At 52.8% G+C, this 17,134-nt stretch carries 14 protein-coding genes; all 14 read left to right on the forward strand.

Features of this window, described 5'->3' with window-relative positions:
• Nucleotides 1–66: 66 nt before the first annotated feature.
• Nucleotides 67–624, forward strand: a complete 558-nt coding sequence (gene frr, locus WG891_RS01520) for a ribosome recycling factor (RefSeq protein ID WP_076943697.1) — start codon at nt 67–69, stop codon at nt 622–624.
• Between the two features lie 158 nt (nt 625–782).
• Nucleotides 783–1,979, forward strand: a complete 1,197-nt coding sequence (gene ispC / locus WG891_RS01525; protein WP_337261330.1) for a 1-deoxy-D-xylulose-5-phosphate reductoisomerase — start codon at nt 783–785, stop codon at nt 1,977–1,979.
• Nucleotides 1,980–2,260: 281 nt separating this feature from the next.
• Nucleotides 2,261–3,019: a (2E,6E)-farnesyl-diphosphate-specific ditrans,polycis-undecaprenyl-diphosphate synthase gene (ispU, locus tag WG891_RS01530; protein ID WP_337261331.1), complete on the forward strand. Its 759-nt coding sequence runs from the start codon at nt 2,261–2,263 to the stop codon at nt 3,017–3,019.
• A 9-nt stretch (nt 3,020–3,028) separates the two neighbouring features.
• Nucleotides 3,029–3,877, forward strand: a complete 849-nt coding sequence (cdsA, locus tag WG891_RS01535) for a phosphatidate cytidylyltransferase (RefSeq protein WP_337261332.1) — start codon at nt 3,029–3,031, stop codon at nt 3,875–3,877.
• A gap of 30 nt (nt 3,878–3,907) precedes the next feature.
• A complete protein-coding gene (gene rseP / locus WG891_RS01540) occupies nt 3,908–5,263 on the forward strand; it encodes a sigma E protease regulator RseP (protein ID WP_337261333.1) in 1,356 nt (451 codons plus the stop codon).
• A 35-nt stretch (nt 5,264–5,298) separates the two neighbouring features.
• Complete coding sequence (bamA, locus tag WG891_RS01545; RefSeq protein WP_337261334.1) at nt 5,299–7,722, forward strand: outer membrane protein assembly factor BamA; 2,424 nt, start codon at nt 5,299–5,301, stop codon at nt 7,720–7,722.
• A gap of 160 nt (nt 7,723–7,882) precedes the next feature.
• Entirely contained in the window at nt 7,883–8,380 is a 498-nt protein-coding gene (gene skp / locus WG891_RS01550) for a molecular chaperone Skp (protein ID WP_337261335.1), read from the forward strand.
• A 4-nt stretch (nt 8,381–8,384) separates the two neighbouring features.
• Nucleotides 8,385–9,407: a UDP-3-O-(3-hydroxymyristoyl)glucosamine N-acyltransferase gene (lpxD, locus tag WG891_RS01555; RefSeq protein ID WP_337261336.1), complete on the forward strand. Its 1,023-nt coding sequence runs from the start codon at nt 8,385–8,387 to the stop codon at nt 9,405–9,407.
• A gap of 160 nt (nt 9,408–9,567) precedes the next feature.
• Nucleotides 9,568–10,023 (forward strand): 3-hydroxyacyl-ACP dehydratase FabZ, encoded by a 456-nt coding sequence (fabZ, locus tag WG891_RS01560; protein ID WP_015673553.1) that lies wholly within the window; start codon nt 9,568–9,570, stop codon nt 10,021–10,023.
• Between the two features lie 3 nt (nt 10,024–10,026).
• On the forward strand, nt 10,027–10,815 hold the full coding sequence (gene lpxA / locus WG891_RS01565) for an acyl-ACP--UDP-N-acetylglucosamine O-acyltransferase (RefSeq protein WP_337261337.1): 789 nt from the start codon (nt 10,027–10,029) through the stop codon (nt 10,813–10,815).
• Between the two features lie 3 nt (nt 10,816–10,818).
• The gene (gene lpxB / locus WG891_RS01570; RefSeq protein ID WP_337261338.1) at nt 10,819–11,967 is read left to right on the forward strand and encodes a lipid-A-disaccharide synthase; all 1,149 of its coding nucleotides are present in this window, start codon (nt 10,819–10,821) and stop codon (nt 11,965–11,967) included.
• Nucleotides 11,964–12,557 carry a ribonuclease HII gene (gene rnhB / locus WG891_RS01575; RefSeq protein ID WP_337261339.1) on the forward strand — a complete coding sequence of 198 codons (594 nt, stop codon included), beginning with the start codon at nt 11,964–11,966 and terminating at the stop codon, nt 12,555–12,557. The genes lpxB and rnhB overlap by 4 nt, the downstream gene beginning before the upstream one ends.
• Before the next feature lie 65 nt (nt 12,558–12,622).
• Entirely contained in the window at nt 12,623–16,111 is a 3,489-nt protein-coding gene (dnaE, locus tag WG891_RS01580) for a DNA polymerase III subunit alpha (RefSeq protein WP_337261340.1), read from the forward strand.
• A 12-nt stretch (nt 16,112–16,123) separates the two neighbouring features.
• Nucleotides 16,124–17,083: an acetyl-CoA carboxylase carboxyl transferase subunit alpha gene (accA, locus tag WG891_RS01585; protein ID WP_337261341.1), complete on the forward strand. Its 960-nt coding sequence runs from the start codon at nt 16,124–16,126 to the stop codon at nt 17,081–17,083.
• Nucleotides 17,084–17,134 lie beyond the last annotated feature (51 nt).

A 17,134-nucleotide genomic window follows, 5' to 3' on the forward strand; every position in this document is an offset into this window, starting at 1 on the left:
AGTAACATTCACGGGCAATACCTGTGGTATTGCCTGCCAAGTAACCAGCTTCCAAGGGTTTGCAACGTGATTAATGAAATCAGAAAAGATGCTGATTCACGCATGGAAAAAAGCGTCGAAGCATTCAAAAACCAAATCAGCAAGATCCGCACCGGCCGTGCTTCTCCAAGCATTCTGGACGGTATCATGGTGGAATACTACGGTTCGGCCACGCCACTGCGTCAGTTGGCCAACGTGACCGTAGAAGATTCCCGTACTCTAGCGATCAACCTGTTTGATCGTTCTCTCGGGTCGGCTGTAGAAAAAGCCATTATGTCATCCGATCTTGGCCTGAATCCAAACTCGGCCGGTAGCGTAATTCGTGTGCCACTTCCACCGCTGACTGAAGAACGCCGTAAGGATCTGATCAAGGTCGTGCGTGGTGAAGCCGAGCAGGGGCGTGTCGCCGTGCGTAACATTCGCCGTGATGCCAACGACAAAGTGAAAGCGCTGCTGAAAGACAAAGAAATCAGCGAAGATGAAGATCGTCGCTCACAAGAAGACATTCAGAAAATGACCGATGCCTACATCAAGCTGCTTGATGCCGCATTGGCAGACAAAGAAAAAGAGCTGATGGATTTCTAATCAGCATCGCGCAGAAAGAAAGCGTCGCCTGGGCGGCGCTTTCTTTTTTGTGGCACAGATCCCGTTTTATCGTACTGAAAGATCATAGACAAGCAGTGGCTCAGGTTACACACTGGGGGCACTTCCGATCTCATCAGACAGTGATTCAGAGCAAATTCATGAAGCAACTGACTATTCTGGGCTCCACGGGTTCTGTGGGTGCCAGCACCCTGGCCGTGGTCAGGGAGAATCCCGACCTTTTCGCGATTAAAGCCTTGGTCGCCGGCCGCAATGTCGCGGTGATGGCGCAGCAGTGTATAGAGTTCCGCCCTGCCTATGCGTCAATGGCCGATGAAAGCGCCGCGCGTGAATTGCGGGCCATTTTGGCGGAAAACGCGGTGAAAACCGAGGTGTTGGCGGGAGAGCAGTCAGCCTGTGAATTGGCCGCACTGAGCGACGTCGATCAGGTGACGGCTGCCATCGTGGGGGCCGCTGGGTTACTGCCTACCTTGGCCGCTGTCCGTGCCGGTAAACAGGTACTGCTGGCGAATAAAGAGTCGCTAGTAACCTGTGGCCGCCTGTTTATGGATGCAGTGCAACAAAGTCAGGCACAATTGTTGCCGTTGGACAGCGAGCATAATGCCATTTTTCAGAGCTTGCCTGAGGGCATTCAGCGGCAGTTGGGTTACTCTTCTCTGCAGGAGTACGGTGTCTCACGCATTATTCTCACTGGTTCAGGTGGCCCGTTCCGCACTACGCCACTGGAGCAGTTTGCGGCGATGACGCCGGATCAGGCTTGCGCGCACCCTAACTGGTCGATGGGGCGTAAGATTTCGGTGGATTCTGCCACCATGATGAACAAAGGCTTGGAATACATCGAAGCCCGTTGGCTGTTCAATGCGTCAGCCGAGCAAATGGAGGTCATTCTGCATCCGCAGTCGGTGATTCACTCCATGGTGCGCTATGCTGATGGGAGCGTGCTGGCCCAGTTGGGTACGCCAGATATGCGTACGCCGATCGCCCATGCTATGGCCTATCCACAACGGGTTCATTCCGGAGTGGCGGCGCTCGATTTTTGCCGTATAGGCGCGCTGACCTTCGCTGAGCCGGAGCGTGAGCGCTATCCGTGCCTGTATCTGGCGATTGAAGCCTTTGATGCCGGGCAGGCAGCAACGACGGCGCTTAATGCGGCCAACGAGGTTGCCGTGGCGGCATTCCTGCAGGAAGAGATTGGGTTTACTGACATTGCCACCGTGAATCAGAAAGTGGTCGAACGCTTGGCTCTGCAAGAACCTTCTTGTGTTGAAGAGGTCTTGGAAATAGATCGTCAGGCACGTGAAATAGCTCGCAGTGTGGCCCGAGCATTGCGTATTTAATCTGTTGCGCATTGTCTGATTTCTTTGCGAATTGCGTTTGCCGCCGTGGGGCCGTTTGTTCGAGCTTCGCGGAGATGGTATAGTCTGCGCCACAATCATCGGATATACCGTTGAATAATGGCCGAATTGGTGCATCCTGAGCCGATATTTTCCAGACGTTTTCTGGGGGCATAAGGTGGGCAGACTGAAAAGCTGTGTCAGGCACACGGCTTTTTTTGCGCGCTAGTGCTGGATGTTCCGCTAAGGCCGTTATGTTTCTATCGAGGGAATAAGTACGAGTTATGTCGTCCGCAAACCAACAAGAAGCTAATCTGTCCGCACAAGGGCCGCGCCATGTCGCTATTATTATGGATGGCAACGGGCGATGGGCTAAACGTCAGGGTAAGTTACGTGTCTTCGGTCATAAAGCAGGTGTGAAGTCAGTACGGCGCGCGGTCAGTTTTGCTGCCAGTCATCATTTGGATGCACTCACGCTTTATGCCTTCAGCAGTGAAAACTGGAATCGCCCGGCACAGGAAGTTTCTGCTTTGATGGAGCTGTTTGTGCGCGCACTGGACAGCGAAGTAAAAAGTTTGCATAAACATAACGTCAGGCTGCGTGTGATCGGTGATATCAGCCGTTTCAGCACGCGTTTACAAGAGCGTATCCGCCGCTCTGAGCAACTGACAGAAAATAACGATGGCTTGACGCTGAATATTGCCGCCAATTATGGTGGCCGTTGGGATATCATTCAGGGAGTAAGGGATCTGGCCGAGCAAGTGCAACAAGGTGTGTTGCACCCGGAGCAGATCAGCGAGGAACTGCTGAGTGAACGTGTCTGCATGAGCGATCTGTCACCAGTGGATTTAGTGATCCGTACCGGTGGCGAACATCGCATAAGTAACTTCTTGTTGTGGCAAATTGCTTACGCCGAGCTTTACTTTACTGATGTACTCTGGCCTGATTTTGATGAACTTGTCTTTGAAGGTGCGCTGAATGCATTTGCACAACGTGAGCGTCGCTTCGGGGGAACAACACCTATCGGCACTAATGCGCCTTAGGGGGAACTTTTGCTGAAGTATCGTCTCATCACTGCTCTGATTTTAATTCCGCTGGTTATCGCAGCGCTGTTTTTGCTGCCGCCATTCGGCTTCGCCTTGGTAACACTGGCCGTATGCATGTTGGCCGCCTGGGAATGGGGGCAACTTGCCGGTTTTACCACGCGTTCTCAACGTATCTGGTTGGCGATATTATGCGGCCTTTTGCTGGTGCTAATGATGCTCAGCGTGCCCGCTTATCACCACTCCGTCCATCAATGGCAGGTCGATGTGCCGTTGTGGTTATCGTTGGCCTGGTGGCTGGGAGCTCTGTTATTGGTGTTATTCTACCCAGGCTCCGCCGCACTCTGGCGTAATTCACGCCCGCTACGACTGGTTTTCGGTTTGTTGACCATTATTCCGTTCTTCTGGGGCATGGTGGCGTTGCGCCAGTTTGGGTATGAAGAGAATCCTTTTACCGGTGCCTGGTGGTTGCTGTATGTGATGCTGCTGGTATGGGGGGCCGATTCTGGTGCCTATATGTTCGGTAAACTGTTTGGCAAGCACAAACTGGCGCCGAAAGTTTCTCCGGGTAAAACCTGGGAAGGGTTGATCGGCGGGCTGGTGACTTCAGCCGTGATCTCGTGGTTGTTTGGCCGCTATGCGCCGCTGAATATTGTTCCGGCCACTTTGCTGATTTGTTCTGTGATTGCGGCACTGGCATCGGTATTAGGCGATCTCACTGAAAGTATGTTCAAGCGTGAAGCAGGTATCAAAGACAGTGGTCATCTGATACCGGGGCACGGCGGGATACTGGATCGTATCGATAGTTTGACCGCAGCAGTGCCCGTATTTGCCTGCTTGATGCTGTTAGTGTTTTAATCCGCCATCGGCGGGGAGTGAAAGGTTTATATGATCAGTGTGCTCTGGAACTTGGTAGCGTTTGTTATTGCTCTAGGTGTATTGATCACCGTACATGAGTTTGGGCACTTTTGGGTGGCCCGCCGCTGTGGGGTTCGTGTAGAACGTTTCTCCATTGGTTTTGGCCGCGCGCTGTGGCGCCGTACCGACCGCCAGGGCACTGAATATATCATTGCCATGATCCCCCTGGGCGGCTATGTCAAAATGCTTGATGAACGCGTAGAGACGGTTGCACCGGAACAGCGTCATCAGGCATTTAATAATAAAACCGTCTGGCAGCGCGCGGCGATTGTCAGCGCGGGTCCTATCGCCAATTTCCTGTTTGCCATCCTGGCGTACTGGATCGTCTTCATCATTGGGGTGCCGAGTTTCCGCCCGGTCATCGGCGAAATCGCCCCACAATCCATTGCTGCCATTGCTGAAATTTCCCCTGGCATGGAACTTAAGTCCGTTGACGGTATCGAAACGCCTGATTGGGAATCTGTTCGCTTGGCGCTGGTCACCAAAATTGGTGACGCGCAAACCGAGGTGGAAGTCGCGCCATTTGGTTCCTCCCAGAGGGTGAGCAAAACGTTGGATCTGCGCCACTGGAGCTTTGAGCCGGACAAAGAAGATCCTGTCCGTTCTCTCGGAATGATCCCGCGTGGTCCGCAGATCGAATCTGTGTTGGCAGAAGTGCAACAAGATTCTGCAGCGAAAAAGGCAGGTTTACAAACAGGGGACAGGATCGTTAAAGTTGATGGTCAGCTGCTTGGGCGTTGGTCAACCTTGGTTAAACGGATCCATGATGGCCCAGGTAAACCGTTGGTTTTAGAGATCGAAAGAAACGGTGCCCCCTTGTCTTTAACGCTGATACCGGATACAAAGCCGGTGGGAAAAGATAAAACAGTGGGTTTTGCAGGCATTATACCGAAAGTGTTGCCGCTGCCTGACGAGTATAAGACTATTCGCCAGTATGGGCCGTTCTCTGCGTTATATCAGGCTGGGGACAAAACCTGGCAGCTAATGCGGCTGACGGTCAGCATGCTGGGTAAATTAATTACCGGTGATGTAAAGTTGAACAACCTGAGTGGCCCGATTTCCATTGCACAGGGAGCAGGGGCGTCAGCAGGGGTTGGGTTTGTGTATTATATGATGTTTTTGGCGTTGATTAGTGTCAACCTAGGGATCATCAACCTATTCCCATTACCGGTATTAGATGGTGGGCATCTTCTCTTCCTGGCGATAGAAAAGCTGAAGGGGGGGCCAGTTTCTGAGCGAGTACAGGACTACAGTTATCGCATTGGTTCGATCTTGTTGATACTGTTAATGGGTCTTGCACTTTTCAATGATTTTTCTCGCCTTTAGGGGCGGGAACAGGTTAGGAAGAACGCATAACAACGATGGCGATGAAAAAGTTGCTCATAGCGTCGCTGCTGTTTGGCAGCGCCACCGTATACGGTGCAGACGGGTTCGTAGTGAAAGATATTCATTTCGAAGGCCTGCAACGAGTCGCCGTCGGTGCGGCGTTACTCAACATGCCGGTTCGCGTAGGCGATACCGTCTCTGATGATGATATCAGTAATACCATCCATGCCTTGTTTGCCACTGGCAACTTCGAGGATGTTCGCGTTCTGCGCGATGGTGATACGCTGATTGTTCAGGTTAAGGAACGCCCTACCATTGCCAGCATCACTTTCTCCGGCAACAAGTCGGTGAAAGATGACATGCTCAAGCAAAATCTGGAAGCTTCTGGCGTCCGGGTTGGTGAAGCACTCGACCGCACCACCTTATCCAGCATTGAAAAGGGGTTGGAAGACTTCTACTACAGCGTTGGTAAATACAGCGCGTCGGTAAAAGCCGTCGTCACGCCGCTGCCGCGTAACCGTGTTGATCTGAAACTGGTATTCGCTGAAGGGGTTTCCGCCACAATCCAGCAAATCAATATTGTTGGCAATCATGCTTTCACCAACGATGAACTGATCTCACGCTTCCAATTGCGTGATGAAGTGCCATGGTGGAACGTAGTGGGCGATCGTAAATACCAGAAACAAAAACTGGCTGGTGATCTTGAGATCCTGCGCAGCTTCTATCTGGATCGCGGTTATGCCCGTTTTAACATTGATTCGACGCAGGTCAGCCTGACGCCGGACAAAAAAGGGATTTATATCACCATCAACATTACTGAAGGCGATCAGTACAAGCTTTCTGGCGTGGTGGTGAATGGCAACCTGGCTGGGCACTCGGCGGAAGTTGCCCAGTTGACCAAAATAGAGCCGGGTGAACTGTATAGCGGCAGCAAAGTGACCAAGATGGAAGACAACATCAAGAAGATGTTTGGCCGTTATGGTTATGCCTACCCGCGCGTACAAACTCAGCCTGAAATCAACGACACGGATAAGACCGTGAAGCTGCTCGTCAACATTGATGCGGGCAACCGTTTCTATGTGCGCCGCATTAAATTCGAAGGTAACGATACCAGTAAAGATTCTGTGCTGCGCCGCGAAATGCGCCAGATGGAAGGTGCTTGGCTGGGTAACGATCAGGTTGAGCAGGGTAAAGATCGCCTGAATCGCTTGGGTTACTTCGAAACCGTTGATGTGGAAACGCAGCGTGTACCGGGTACCCCGGATCAGGTTGATGTGGTCTACAAGGTGAAAGAACGTAACACCGGTACCCTGAACTTTGGTGTCGGTTACGGGACTGAAAGTGGCGTCAGCTTCCAGGCCGGCGTACAGCAGGATAACTGGCTGGGTACCGGCTATTCTGTCGGTATCAACGGTACCAAGAACGATTATCAGACCTATGCCGAGCTGTCGGTCACCAACCCGTACTTCACCGTGGATGGTGTCAGCCTGGGTGGGCGCGTATTCTATAATGACTTTAAGGCCAACAACGCCGATCTGTCAGATTATACCAACAGCAGCTATGGTGTAGATGGCACGCTGGGCTTCCCGATCAACGAGAACAACTCGTTGCGCGCTGGCTTGGGTTATGTCCATAACTCCCTGTCGCAAATGAAACCGCAGGTTGCCATGTGGCGTTATCTGGACTCCGTTGGTGAAAACCCAGATTTGGTGAATCGTGCTAGCTATGCGGCGAACGACTTCCCGCTGACGGTGGGCTGGACTTACAACAATCTGGACCGCGGTTATTTCCCAACCTCAGGCAACCGTACTACGCTTAACGGCAAGTTTGTCGCTCCGGGTTCCGATAACTCGTACTACAAGTTCACGTTGGACAGCACGCAATACTTGCCAATTAACGACGATGCGACCTGGGTGATGCTGGGCCGTGGTCGCGTGGGTTATGCCGATGGTTTCGGTGGCAAAGAGATGCCGTTCTATGAGAACTTCTATGCGGGTGGTTCAAGCACCGTGCGTGGCTTCCAGTCCAATACCATTGGTCCGAAAGCGGTTTATTACAACTCAAATTCATATACTTGTAATAATGCGCCGGGCAGCAGCGTGCCGCAGGTTATTTGTAATTCCAGCGATGCCGTCGGCGGTAACGCCATGGCTGTTGCCAGCCTGGAGCTGATTACACCAACGCCGTTTATCAGCGAGAAATATGCTAATTCGGTGCGTACTTCCGTGTTTATGGATGCGGGTACGGTATGGGATACCAAGTGGCAGAATACCGATCAGACACGTATGTTTGATATCCCAGATTACAGCAAAGCGAGTAATATTCGCGTGTCTGTGGGGTTGGCAGTGCAATGGATGTCGCCGTTGGGGCCGTTGGTGTTCTCCTATGCCGATCCGATCAAGAAATACGATGGCGACAAGTCAGAGCAGTTCCAGTTTAACATTGGTAAAACCTGGTAACGGGTTTCAGTTCTGGGCTTAAGTAGTTATAACGAATCGCAAATGCCAGGCAGCGGCAAGGCAATAGAGAGAGGATTCTCATTGTGGTGTGTGCAGCTCTGGCAGATTGTGTACTTCAAAGTGTCGTGTGACACAAACGGGTGATGGTAAGGAGTTTATAGTGAAAAAGTGGTTGTGTGCCGCAGGCCTCGGTTTAGCAATGGCTGCTTCAGCAGGCGTTCAGGCAGCAGACAAGATCGCTGTCGTTAACGTTTCCAGTATTTTCCAACAGTTGCCAGCACGTGAAGCTGTGGCGAAACAACTGGAAGGTGAGTTTAAAGGCCGTGCGAGCGAACTCCAGAACATGGAGCGCGATCTGCAGACCAAAATGCAGAAGTTGCAGCGTGACGGTTCTACCATGAAGGCGGGCGATCGTGCCAAAATGGAAAAAGACGTGATGGCACAGCGCGAGCAGTTCTCTCAGAAAGCTCAGGCTTTTGAGCAGGATAACCGTCGCCGCCAGATGGAAGAGCGTAATAAAATCCTGGGTCGTATTCAGGACGCAGTGAAAGCCGTTGCCAGCAAAGAAGGTTATGACGTAGTGATCGATGCAAATGCGGTTGCTTACGTAGGGACTTCTAAAGATATTACTGCTGACGTGCTGAAACAGGTTAAATAACGACATGCCTTCGATTCGACTGGCTGATTTAGCACAGCAGTTGGATGCACAATTGCACGGTGATGGTGATATTGCCATCACCGGCATTGCTTCCATGCATTCCGCGCAGGCTGGCCAAATCACGTTTTTGTCAAACAGCCGCTATCAAGAGCAGTTAGCTTCTTGCCAGGCGAGCGCCGTTGTTTTGACTGCAGCAGATTTACCACATTGTCGTTCTGCGGCATTGGTGGTTAACAATCCTTATCTGACTTATGCGCGTATGGCGCAATTGATGGATACCACACCGGCGCCGGCAGCAGATATTGCACCTAGCGCGGTGATTTCTCCTGATGCCCGGCTTGGGCAGAATGTTGCTATTGGGGCAAATGCGGTTATTGAGTCCGGGGCAGAACTGGGTGATAACGTGGTTATCGGCCCGGGCTGTTTTATCGGCAAACATGCACGTATTGGTGCGGGTACGCGTTTGTGGGCAAATGTTACGATTTATCATGAAGTTGAAATCGGTCAGCACTGTCTGATCCAATCCGGAACGGTGATTGGTGCAGATGGTTTCGGCTATGCCTTTGATGGTGGCAACTGGATTAAGATCCCACAATTGGGCACGGTGATCATCGGTGATCGCGTCGAAATTGGCGCTTGTACCACTATCGATCGCGGTGCGTTGGATAACACTCTGATTGGGAATGGTGTTATCATTGATAACCAATGCCAGATTGCGCACAACGTGGTGATTGGTGAAAACACGGCCGTTGCCGGTGGTGTAATTATGGCTGGCAGCCTGAAAATTGGCCGCTATTGCCAGATTGGTGGGGCCAGCGTGATCAATGGCCATATGGAGATCGCCGACAAGGTAGTTGTCACCGGTATGGGAATGGTTATGCGACCAATCACTGAACCTGGGGTATACTCCTCGGGTATTCCGTTACAACCCAATAAAGTTTGGCGTAAAACCGCTGCGTTGGTGATGAATATCGATGAGATCAGCAAGCGCTTAAAAGCTGTCGAAGGAAAAGTCGGAAAAGACTAGTCACCACTGTCTGCCTCACCGGGTACAAAACGAAACGCGTTGGCCTGAAGGCCAAAAGCGCAAAGAGTTGTTAATTTGCGGCCTGCCTGATGATCTCCTTTTGGGGTCAACGCAGGCCGTGTTGTTGATGCCATCAGTTTTTAGAGACAGGAAGAGTATTTTGACTACTGACACTCATACTCTGGATATTGCAGAAATTTTGGAACTGCTTCCTCACCGTTACCCATTCTTGCTGGTTGACCGTGTACTGGAGTTTGAAGAACACAAATATCTGCGAGCAGTGAAAAACGTTTCTGTTAATGAGCCGTTTTTCCAAGGGCATTTCCCTGGTAAACCGATTTTCCCAGGCGTACTGATTCTGGAAGCGATGGCGCAGGCCACTGGCATTCTGGCATTCAAAAGCGTGGGTAAACTGGAACCGGGTGAGCTGTATTATTTTGCCGGTATTGATGAGGCCCGCTTTAAGCGTCCTGTGGTGCCAGGCGATCAGATGATCATGGAAGTCACTTTCGAAAAAACCCGCCGTGGCCTTACGCGCTTTAAAGGCGTGGCGACCGTTGACGGAAAAATTGTCTGCGAAGCAACCATGATGTGTGCCCGCAGCCGGGAGGCATAATCCGTGATTGATAAAACCGCCGTTATCCATCCTAGCGCAATCGTTGAAGAAGGTGCCATTATTGGTGCTGGTGCGCATATTGGCCCCTTCTGTTACGTCGGCTCCCAGGTGGAAATCGGCGCGGGTACGGTACTGAAATCCCACGTGGTGGTGAACGGTATCACTAAGATTGGCCGTGATAATCAGATTTACCAGTTCGCTTCGATTGGTGAAGTGAATCAGGATCTGAAATATGCCGGTGAACCAACTCGTGTTGAAGTTGGCGATCGTAACCGCATTCGTGAAAGCGTGACTATCCATCGGGGTACCGCGCAGGGCACGGGGCTGACTAAAGTGGGTAACGACAACCTGCTGATGGTCAATGTCCACATTGCTCATGATTGTGTGGTCGGCAATTCTTGCGTGCTTGCCAACAACGCAACGCTGGCGGGCCATGTAGAGATTGACGATTACGCTATCATTGGTGGTATGACCGCCATTCATCAGTTCTGCGTTATTGGCGCTCATGTGATGGTGGGTGGCTGTTCTGGCGTAGCGCAGGACGTACCTCCTTTTGTCATTGCGCAAGGCAACCATGCAACGCCGTTTGGCGTTAACGCCGTGGGGCTGAAACGCCGTGGTTTCGATAAGGATCAAATGCAGGCAATTCGTAATGCCTACAAAATTCTTTATCGCAGCGAGAAGACCTTCGATGAAGCTAAAGCAGAGATCGAAGCCTTGGTACAAGAACAGCCAGTCGTGCAACAGTTCCTCGATTTCTTTAGCCGTTCCACTCGCGGGATTATTCGCTGATTTATGCCAAATCGTCCATTGACTATCGGATTAGTTGCTGGGGAAACCTCGGGTGATATTCTTGGCGCAGGGTTGATCCGCGCGCTCAAGGTGCAGCATCCTGAAGCCCGTTTTGTCGGCGTCGCTGGCCCGTTGATGCAGGCCGAAGGGTGTGAAGCCTGGTATGAAATGGAAGAGCTGGCGGTAATGGGAGTGGTAGAGGTGCTTGAGCGTTTGCCACGCCTGTTGAAGATCCGCAAGGATCTTACCCGCCGATTCAGTGAGCTGGCGCCTGACGTATTTGTGGGTATCGATGCGCCAGACTTCAATATCACGCTGGAAGGCCGCCTGAAAAAGCGCGGTATCCGCACTATTCACTATGTCAGCCCGTCTGTCTGGGCCTGGCGTCAAAAGCGCGTTTTCAAAATTGGTAAAGCCACCGATCTGGTGTTGGCGTTTCTCCCTTTCGAAAAGGCGTTTTACGATCGTTTTAACGTTCCCTGCCGTTTTATCGGCCACACCATGGCGGATACGATGCCGCTGCAGCCGGATAAACTGGCGGCACGTGCTGAACTGGGGATTCCCCCTGAGGCACATTGCCTGGCACTGTTGCCCGGTAGCCGTGGTGCCGAAGTAGAAATGTTGAGCGGTGATTTCCTCAAGACAGCGCAGTTGCTACGTACTCGTTATCCGGATCTGGAAGTGGTTGTGCCTATGGTGAATGCCAAGCGGCGTGAGCAGTTCGAGCGGATCAAGGCCGAAGTGGCGCCGGAGTTGACGGTGCATTTGCTGGACGGTAAAGGGCGAGAAGCCATGATCGCCAGCGATGCCGCGCTGCTGGCCTCGGGTACCGCAGCGCTGGAATGCATGCTGGCGAAATGCCCGATGGTGGTGGGTTATCGTATGAAACCCTTTACGTACTGGCTGGCGGAGCGATTGGTGAAAACCCCGTATGTTTCGTTGCCAAACCTGCTTGCAGGGCGCGAAATTGTGACCGAACTGCTGCAACACGACTGCGTGCCGGATAAACTGGCTGCAGCATTGTTGCCCTTGCTGGAAGATAGCCCGCAGTCCGAGCAGTTGAGACAGACTTTCCTTGAATTGCATCAGAGTATTCGCTGTGGCGCCGATGAGCAGGCCGCTCAGGCTGTGTTGGAACTGGCAAAAGCATGATTGAGCCCTTTATTTACCCTGTTGCGCGGCTGATTGCCGGTGTGGATGAAGTAGGCCGCGGCCCGTTGGTCGGCGCGGTCGTGACCGCGGCGGTGATCCTCGATCCGGCTCGGCCGATCGTTGGTTTGGCAGATTCCAAAAAACTCAGCGAGAAGCGCCGTGAGGCATTGTACGAAGAGATCGTAGCAAAGGCGCTCTCTTGGAGTTTGGGGCGGGCTGAACCGGAAGAGGTTGATCGGCTGAATATTCTGCATGCCACTATGCTGGCGATGCAGCGTGCGGTGGCTGGGTTGTCTGTTACTCCCGATATGGTATTGATTGATGGTAATCGCTGCCCTACCTTACCGATGCGTTCTCAGGCAGTGGTCAAGGGGGATAGCCGAGTAGCGGAAATCAGCGCGGCATCCATCCTGGCGAAAGTGACACGCGATCGTGAAATGACCGAGCTGGATCGCTTATTCCCTGAGTACGGTTTTGCCCAGCATAAGGGCTACCCTACTGCGTTCCATCTGGAAAAGTTGGCAGCATTAGGCGCGACTCAGCACCACCGCCGCAGTTTTGCGCCGGTAAGACGTGCGCTGGAACCCTAACAGCCACAAAGGCAAAGCGTTAACTTCGGCCCATTAATCTGGGCCCTACATGTTGGTATCTGGATATGGCCGAACCTCGTTTTATTCACCTGCGCGTTCATAGTGACTACTCCATGATTGATGGATTGGCCAAGATCGGTCCGCTGGTGAAAAAAGCGGCCGAGCACGGCATGCCCGCTTTGGCGGTCACTGATTTCACCAACCTGTGTGGCTTGGTGAAATTCTATGGCAGTGCGCATGGGGCGGGGATCAAACCGATTATTGGTGCGGATTTCCATGTGCAGAGCGAAGTGCTGGGCGATGAACTGGCACAGCTGACCGTGCTGGCTGCCAATAACCAAGGTTATCAAAACCTCACTCTGTTGATTTCCCACGCTTATCAGCGCGGTTACGGCGCGGCTGGCCCGATTATTGACCGTGATTGGCTGATCGAACACCGTGAAGGGTTAATCCTGCTTTCCGGTGGGCGGATGGGCGATGTCGGCAAATTTCTGCTGCGTGGCAACCATGCGCAGGTGGATCAATGCCTGGCGTTTTATCAGGAGTATTTCCCCGACAGTTACTATCTGGAACTTATCCGCACTGGCCGCCAGGACGAAGAAAACTACCTGCATGCCGCGGTGGCACTGGCAACCGAGCGTGGTTTACCGGTAGTGGCTACCAACGATGTGCGCTTTCTGGTGGAAGATGATTTTGATGCGCACGAAATCCGCGTGGCGATCCACGATGGTTTCACGCTCGACGATCCCAAACGGCCGCGGAACTACAGCCCGCAGCAGTTTATGCGTAGTGAAGAGGAGATGTGCGAGCTGTTTGCCGATATCCCCGAGGCACTGCTTAACAGCGTCGAAATCGCTAAACGCTGCAACGTCACCATTCGCCTTGGCGAGTACTTCCTGCCGCAGTTCCCAACCGGTGATATGACCACCGAAGATTTCCTGATCGCGAAATCTAAAGAGGGGCTGGAGCAGCGTCTTGAATTCCTGTTCCCGGATCCGGAAGTCCGCGCCCAGCGTCGCCCGGAATATGATGAACGTCTGGATGTTGAGCTGAAGGTGATCAACCAGATGGGCTTCCCTGGCTACTTCCTGATCGTGATGGAGTTTATCCAGTGGTCGAAAGATAACAACGTGCCGGTAGGGCCGGGGCGTGGGTCCGGTGCGGGGTCGTTGGTGGCCTATGCGCTGAAGATCACCGATCTGGATCCGCTGGAGTTTGATCTGCTGTTTGAACGTTTCCTGAACCCGGAACGTGTATCGATGCCCGACTTCGACGTTGACTTCTGTATGGAGAAACGCGATCTGGTGATCGAGCACGTGGCGGACATGTATGGCCGTGAAGCGGTATCGCAGATTATCACCTTCGGAACCATGGCGGCGAAAGCGGTTATCCGCGATGTGGGCCGCGTATTGGGCCATCCGTACGGTTTTGTTGACCGGATCTCCAAGCTGGTGCCACCCGATCCGGGGATGACGCTGGAAAAGGCCTTTGCCGCTGAACCCCAACTGCCGGAAATTTATGAGGCAGATGAAGAGGTCAGGGCGCTGATCGACATGGCGCGTAAACTGGAAGGGGTGACGCGTAACGCTGGTAAGCATGCGGGTGGGGTGGTGATCGCACCAACCAAAATTACCGACTTCGCCCCGCTATACTGTGATGCTGAAGGCAACCACCCGGTTACCCAGTTCGACAAAAACGATGTGGAATATGCCGGATTGGTGAAGTTCGACTTCCTCGGCCTGCGTACTCTGACCATCATCGATTGGGCGTTAGGAATGATTAACGCTCGCCGTGCCAAGACCGGGCTGGAACCGATCGACATCGCGGCCATCCCGCTTGATGACAAGAAAAGTTTTGACATGCTGCAGCGCTCGGAAACCACGGCGGTATTCCAGCTTGAATCGCGCGGCATGAAAGACCTGATCAAGCGCCTGAAGCCTGACTGCTTCGAAGATATGATCGCACTGGTCGCCTTGTTCCGCCCAGGCCCTTTGCAGTCGGGCATGGTAGATAACTTTATCGACCGTAAGCACGGGCGCGAAGAGATTTCTTATCCTGATATCCAGTGGCAGCACGAATCGCTGAAACCGGTGCTGGAGCCGACCTACGGCATCATTCTGTATCAGGAACAGGTCATGCAGATTGCCCAGGTGCTGGCAGGCTACACGCTGGGGGGCGCAGACATGCTGCGCCGTGCGATGGGTAAAAAGAACCCGGTCGAAATGGCCAAGCAGCGCGGTGGTTTTGAAGATGGCGCTAAATCGCGTGGTATTGATGGTGAACTGTCGGTAAAAATCTTCGATCTGGTAGAGAAATTCGCCGGATATGGCTTCAACAAGTCGCACTCGGCCGCCTATGCACTGGTGTCGTACCAGACGTTGTGGCTGAAAGCCCACTATCCTGCCGAGTTTATGGCGGCGGTGATGACCGCCGATATGGATAACACCGACAAGGTGGTTGGGTTGGTGGATGAATGCTGGCGTATGGGGCTGAAAATCCTGCCGCCGGATATCAACAGCGGGCAATATCACTTCCACGTCAATGATGAAGGCGAGATCGTTTACGGTATCGGCGCGATTAAAGGTGTGGGAGAAGGGCCGATTGAGGCTATTATTGAAGCGCGTAACAGCGGTGTACAGGGGTATTTTAAAGATCTGTTCGACCTGTGCGCACGCTCTGATATCAAAAAGCTCAATCGCCGTATTCTGGAAAAACTGATCATGTCCGGGGCGTTTGATCGCCTGGGGCCGCACCGCGCAGCGCTGATGAATTCGCTGGGCGATGCGCTGAAAGCGGCCGATCAGCATGCTAAAGCTGAAGCGATCGGCCAGGCCGATATGTTTGGCGTGCTGGCGGAAGCGCCGGAACAGGTAGAGCAGTCTTACGCCAACGTGCCGCCTTGGCAGGAACAGGTGGTGTTAGACGGTGAACGCGAAACGCTGGGGCTTTATCTTACTGGCCACCCGATCACCCAGTATTTGAGGGAAATCGAACGCTATGCCGGTGGCCAGCGTTTGAAAGATATGCACCCAACCGATCGGGGTAAGATGACAACCGCCGTCGGGCTGGTCATTGCCGCCCGGGTTATGGTGACTAAACGCGGCAATCGTATCGGTATTTGTACGCTGGATGACCGTTCTGGCCGCTTGGAAGTGATGTTATTCACCGAAGCGTTGGAAAAATACCAGCATTTATTGGAAAAAGACCGTATCCTGATCGCCACTGGACAGGTCAGCTTTGATGACTTCAGCGGCGGGCTTAAAATGATGGCCCGCGAGTTAATGGATATCAGTGAAGCCCGTGAAAAATACGCCCGTGGGCTTGCTATCTCGCTGACGGACAGGCAAATTGATGACCAGCTTTTGAACCGTCTCCGTCAGTCTTTGGAACCCCATCGCTCGGGGACGATTCCAGTGCATCTCTACTATCAACGGGAAGATGCGCGGGCAAGATTGCGTTTCGGCGCAACCTGGCGCGTGACGCCGACCGACCGCTTGTTGATAGATTTGCGGACCCTGGTAGGTAATGAGCAGGTGGAACTGGAATTTGACTAAAATAGGAATGCTATGAGTCTGAATTTTCTTGATTTTGAACAGCCGATTGCAGAGCTGGAAGCGAAAATTGACTCGCTGACTGCAGTCAACCGTCAAGACGAAAAATTAGATATTAATCTGGACGAAGAGGTTCAGCGCCTGCGTGAAAAGAGCGTTGAGCTGACGCGCAAGATTTTTTCCGATCTTGGGGCTTGGCAGATCGCCCAATTGGCGCGCCACCCGCAACGCCCTTATACGCTGGATTATATCGAACACATCTTCACCGATTTTGAAGAGTTGGCTGGCGATCGCGCTTATGCCGATGACAAAGCTATCGTTGGGGGTATTGCACGGCTGGATGGCCGCCCGGTGATGATCATTGGTCATCAGAAAGGGCGCGAAACCAAAGAGAAAATCCGTCGCAACTTCGGCATGCCCGCACCAGAAGGTTACCGCAAAGCGTTGCGCCTGATGGAAATGGCTGCGCGTTTTAAAATGCCACTGATTACCTTCATCGACACCCCGGGGGCTTATCCTGGAGTAGGCGCAGAAGAGCGTGGGCAATCTGAAGCGATCGCCCGCAACCTGCGTGAAATGTCCCGCCTGAATATTCCGGTGATCTGCACCGTGATCGGCGAAGGCGGCTCTGGTGGTGCGTTGGCTATCGGCGTTGGCGATAAAGTGAATATGCTGCAGTACAGCACCTATTCGGTGATTTCGCCGGAAGGCTGTGCCTCAATTTTGTGGAAAAGCGCCGACAAAGCGCCGATTGCTGCAGAAGCGATGGGCATTACCGCTCCGCGCCTGAAAGAGCTGAAACTGATCGATACGGTGATCCCGGAGCCTCTGGGTTCTGCCCACCGTAACGTGCCGGCAATGGCCGCTTCATTGAAGGCACAATTGCTGGCCGATCTGGCCGATCTGGATGGTTTGAGTAACGAAGAGTTGCTTAATCGTCGCTATCAGCGCCTGATGAACTACGGCTACTGCTGAGTTTATCTGTGCCACAAAAAACCGCCTGCTCGGCGGTTAATGAGATGGTCC

This window comes from Serratia sp. MMO-28 (assembly GCF_037199905.1).
In the GTDB taxonomy this organism is placed as follows: Bacteria; Pseudomonadota; Gammaproteobacteria; order Enterobacterales; family Enterobacteriaceae; genus Chania; species Chania oryzae.

Excerpts from the sequence above, each read along its gene's own strand:
- ispC (WP_337261330.1), top strand. The coding sequence starts at position 783 with ATGAAGCAACTGACTATTCTGGGCTCCACGGGTTCTGTGGGTGCCAGC.
- ispU (WP_337261331.1), top strand. The coding sequence starts at position 2,261 with ATGTCGTCCGCAAACCAACAAGAAGCTAATCTGTCCGCACAAGGGCCG.
- rseP (WP_337261333.1), top strand. The coding sequence starts at position 3,908 with ATGATCAGTGTGCTCTGGAACTTGGTAGCGTTTGTTATTGCTCTAGGT.
- bamA (WP_337261334.1), top strand. The coding sequence starts at position 5,299 with ATGGCGATGAAAAAGTTGCTCATAGCGTCGCTGCTGTTTGGCAGCGCC.
- lpxD (WP_337261336.1), top strand. The coding sequence starts at position 8,385 with ATGCCTTCGATTCGACTGGCTGATTTAGCACAGCAGTTGGATGCACAA.
- lpxB (WP_337261338.1), top strand. The coding sequence starts at position 10,819 with ATGCCAAATCGTCCATTGACTATCGGATTAGTTGCTGGGGAAACCTCG.
- rnhB (WP_337261339.1), top strand. The coding sequence starts at position 11,964 with ATGATTGAGCCCTTTATTTACCCTGTTGCGCGGCTGATTGCCGGTGTG.
- dnaE (WP_337261340.1), top strand. The coding sequence starts at position 12,623 with ATGGCCGAACCTCGTTTTATTCACCTGCGCGTTCATAGTGACTACTCC.
- accA (WP_337261341.1), top strand. The coding sequence starts at position 16,124 with ATGAGTCTGAATTTTCTTGATTTTGAACAGCCGATTGCAGAGCTGGAA.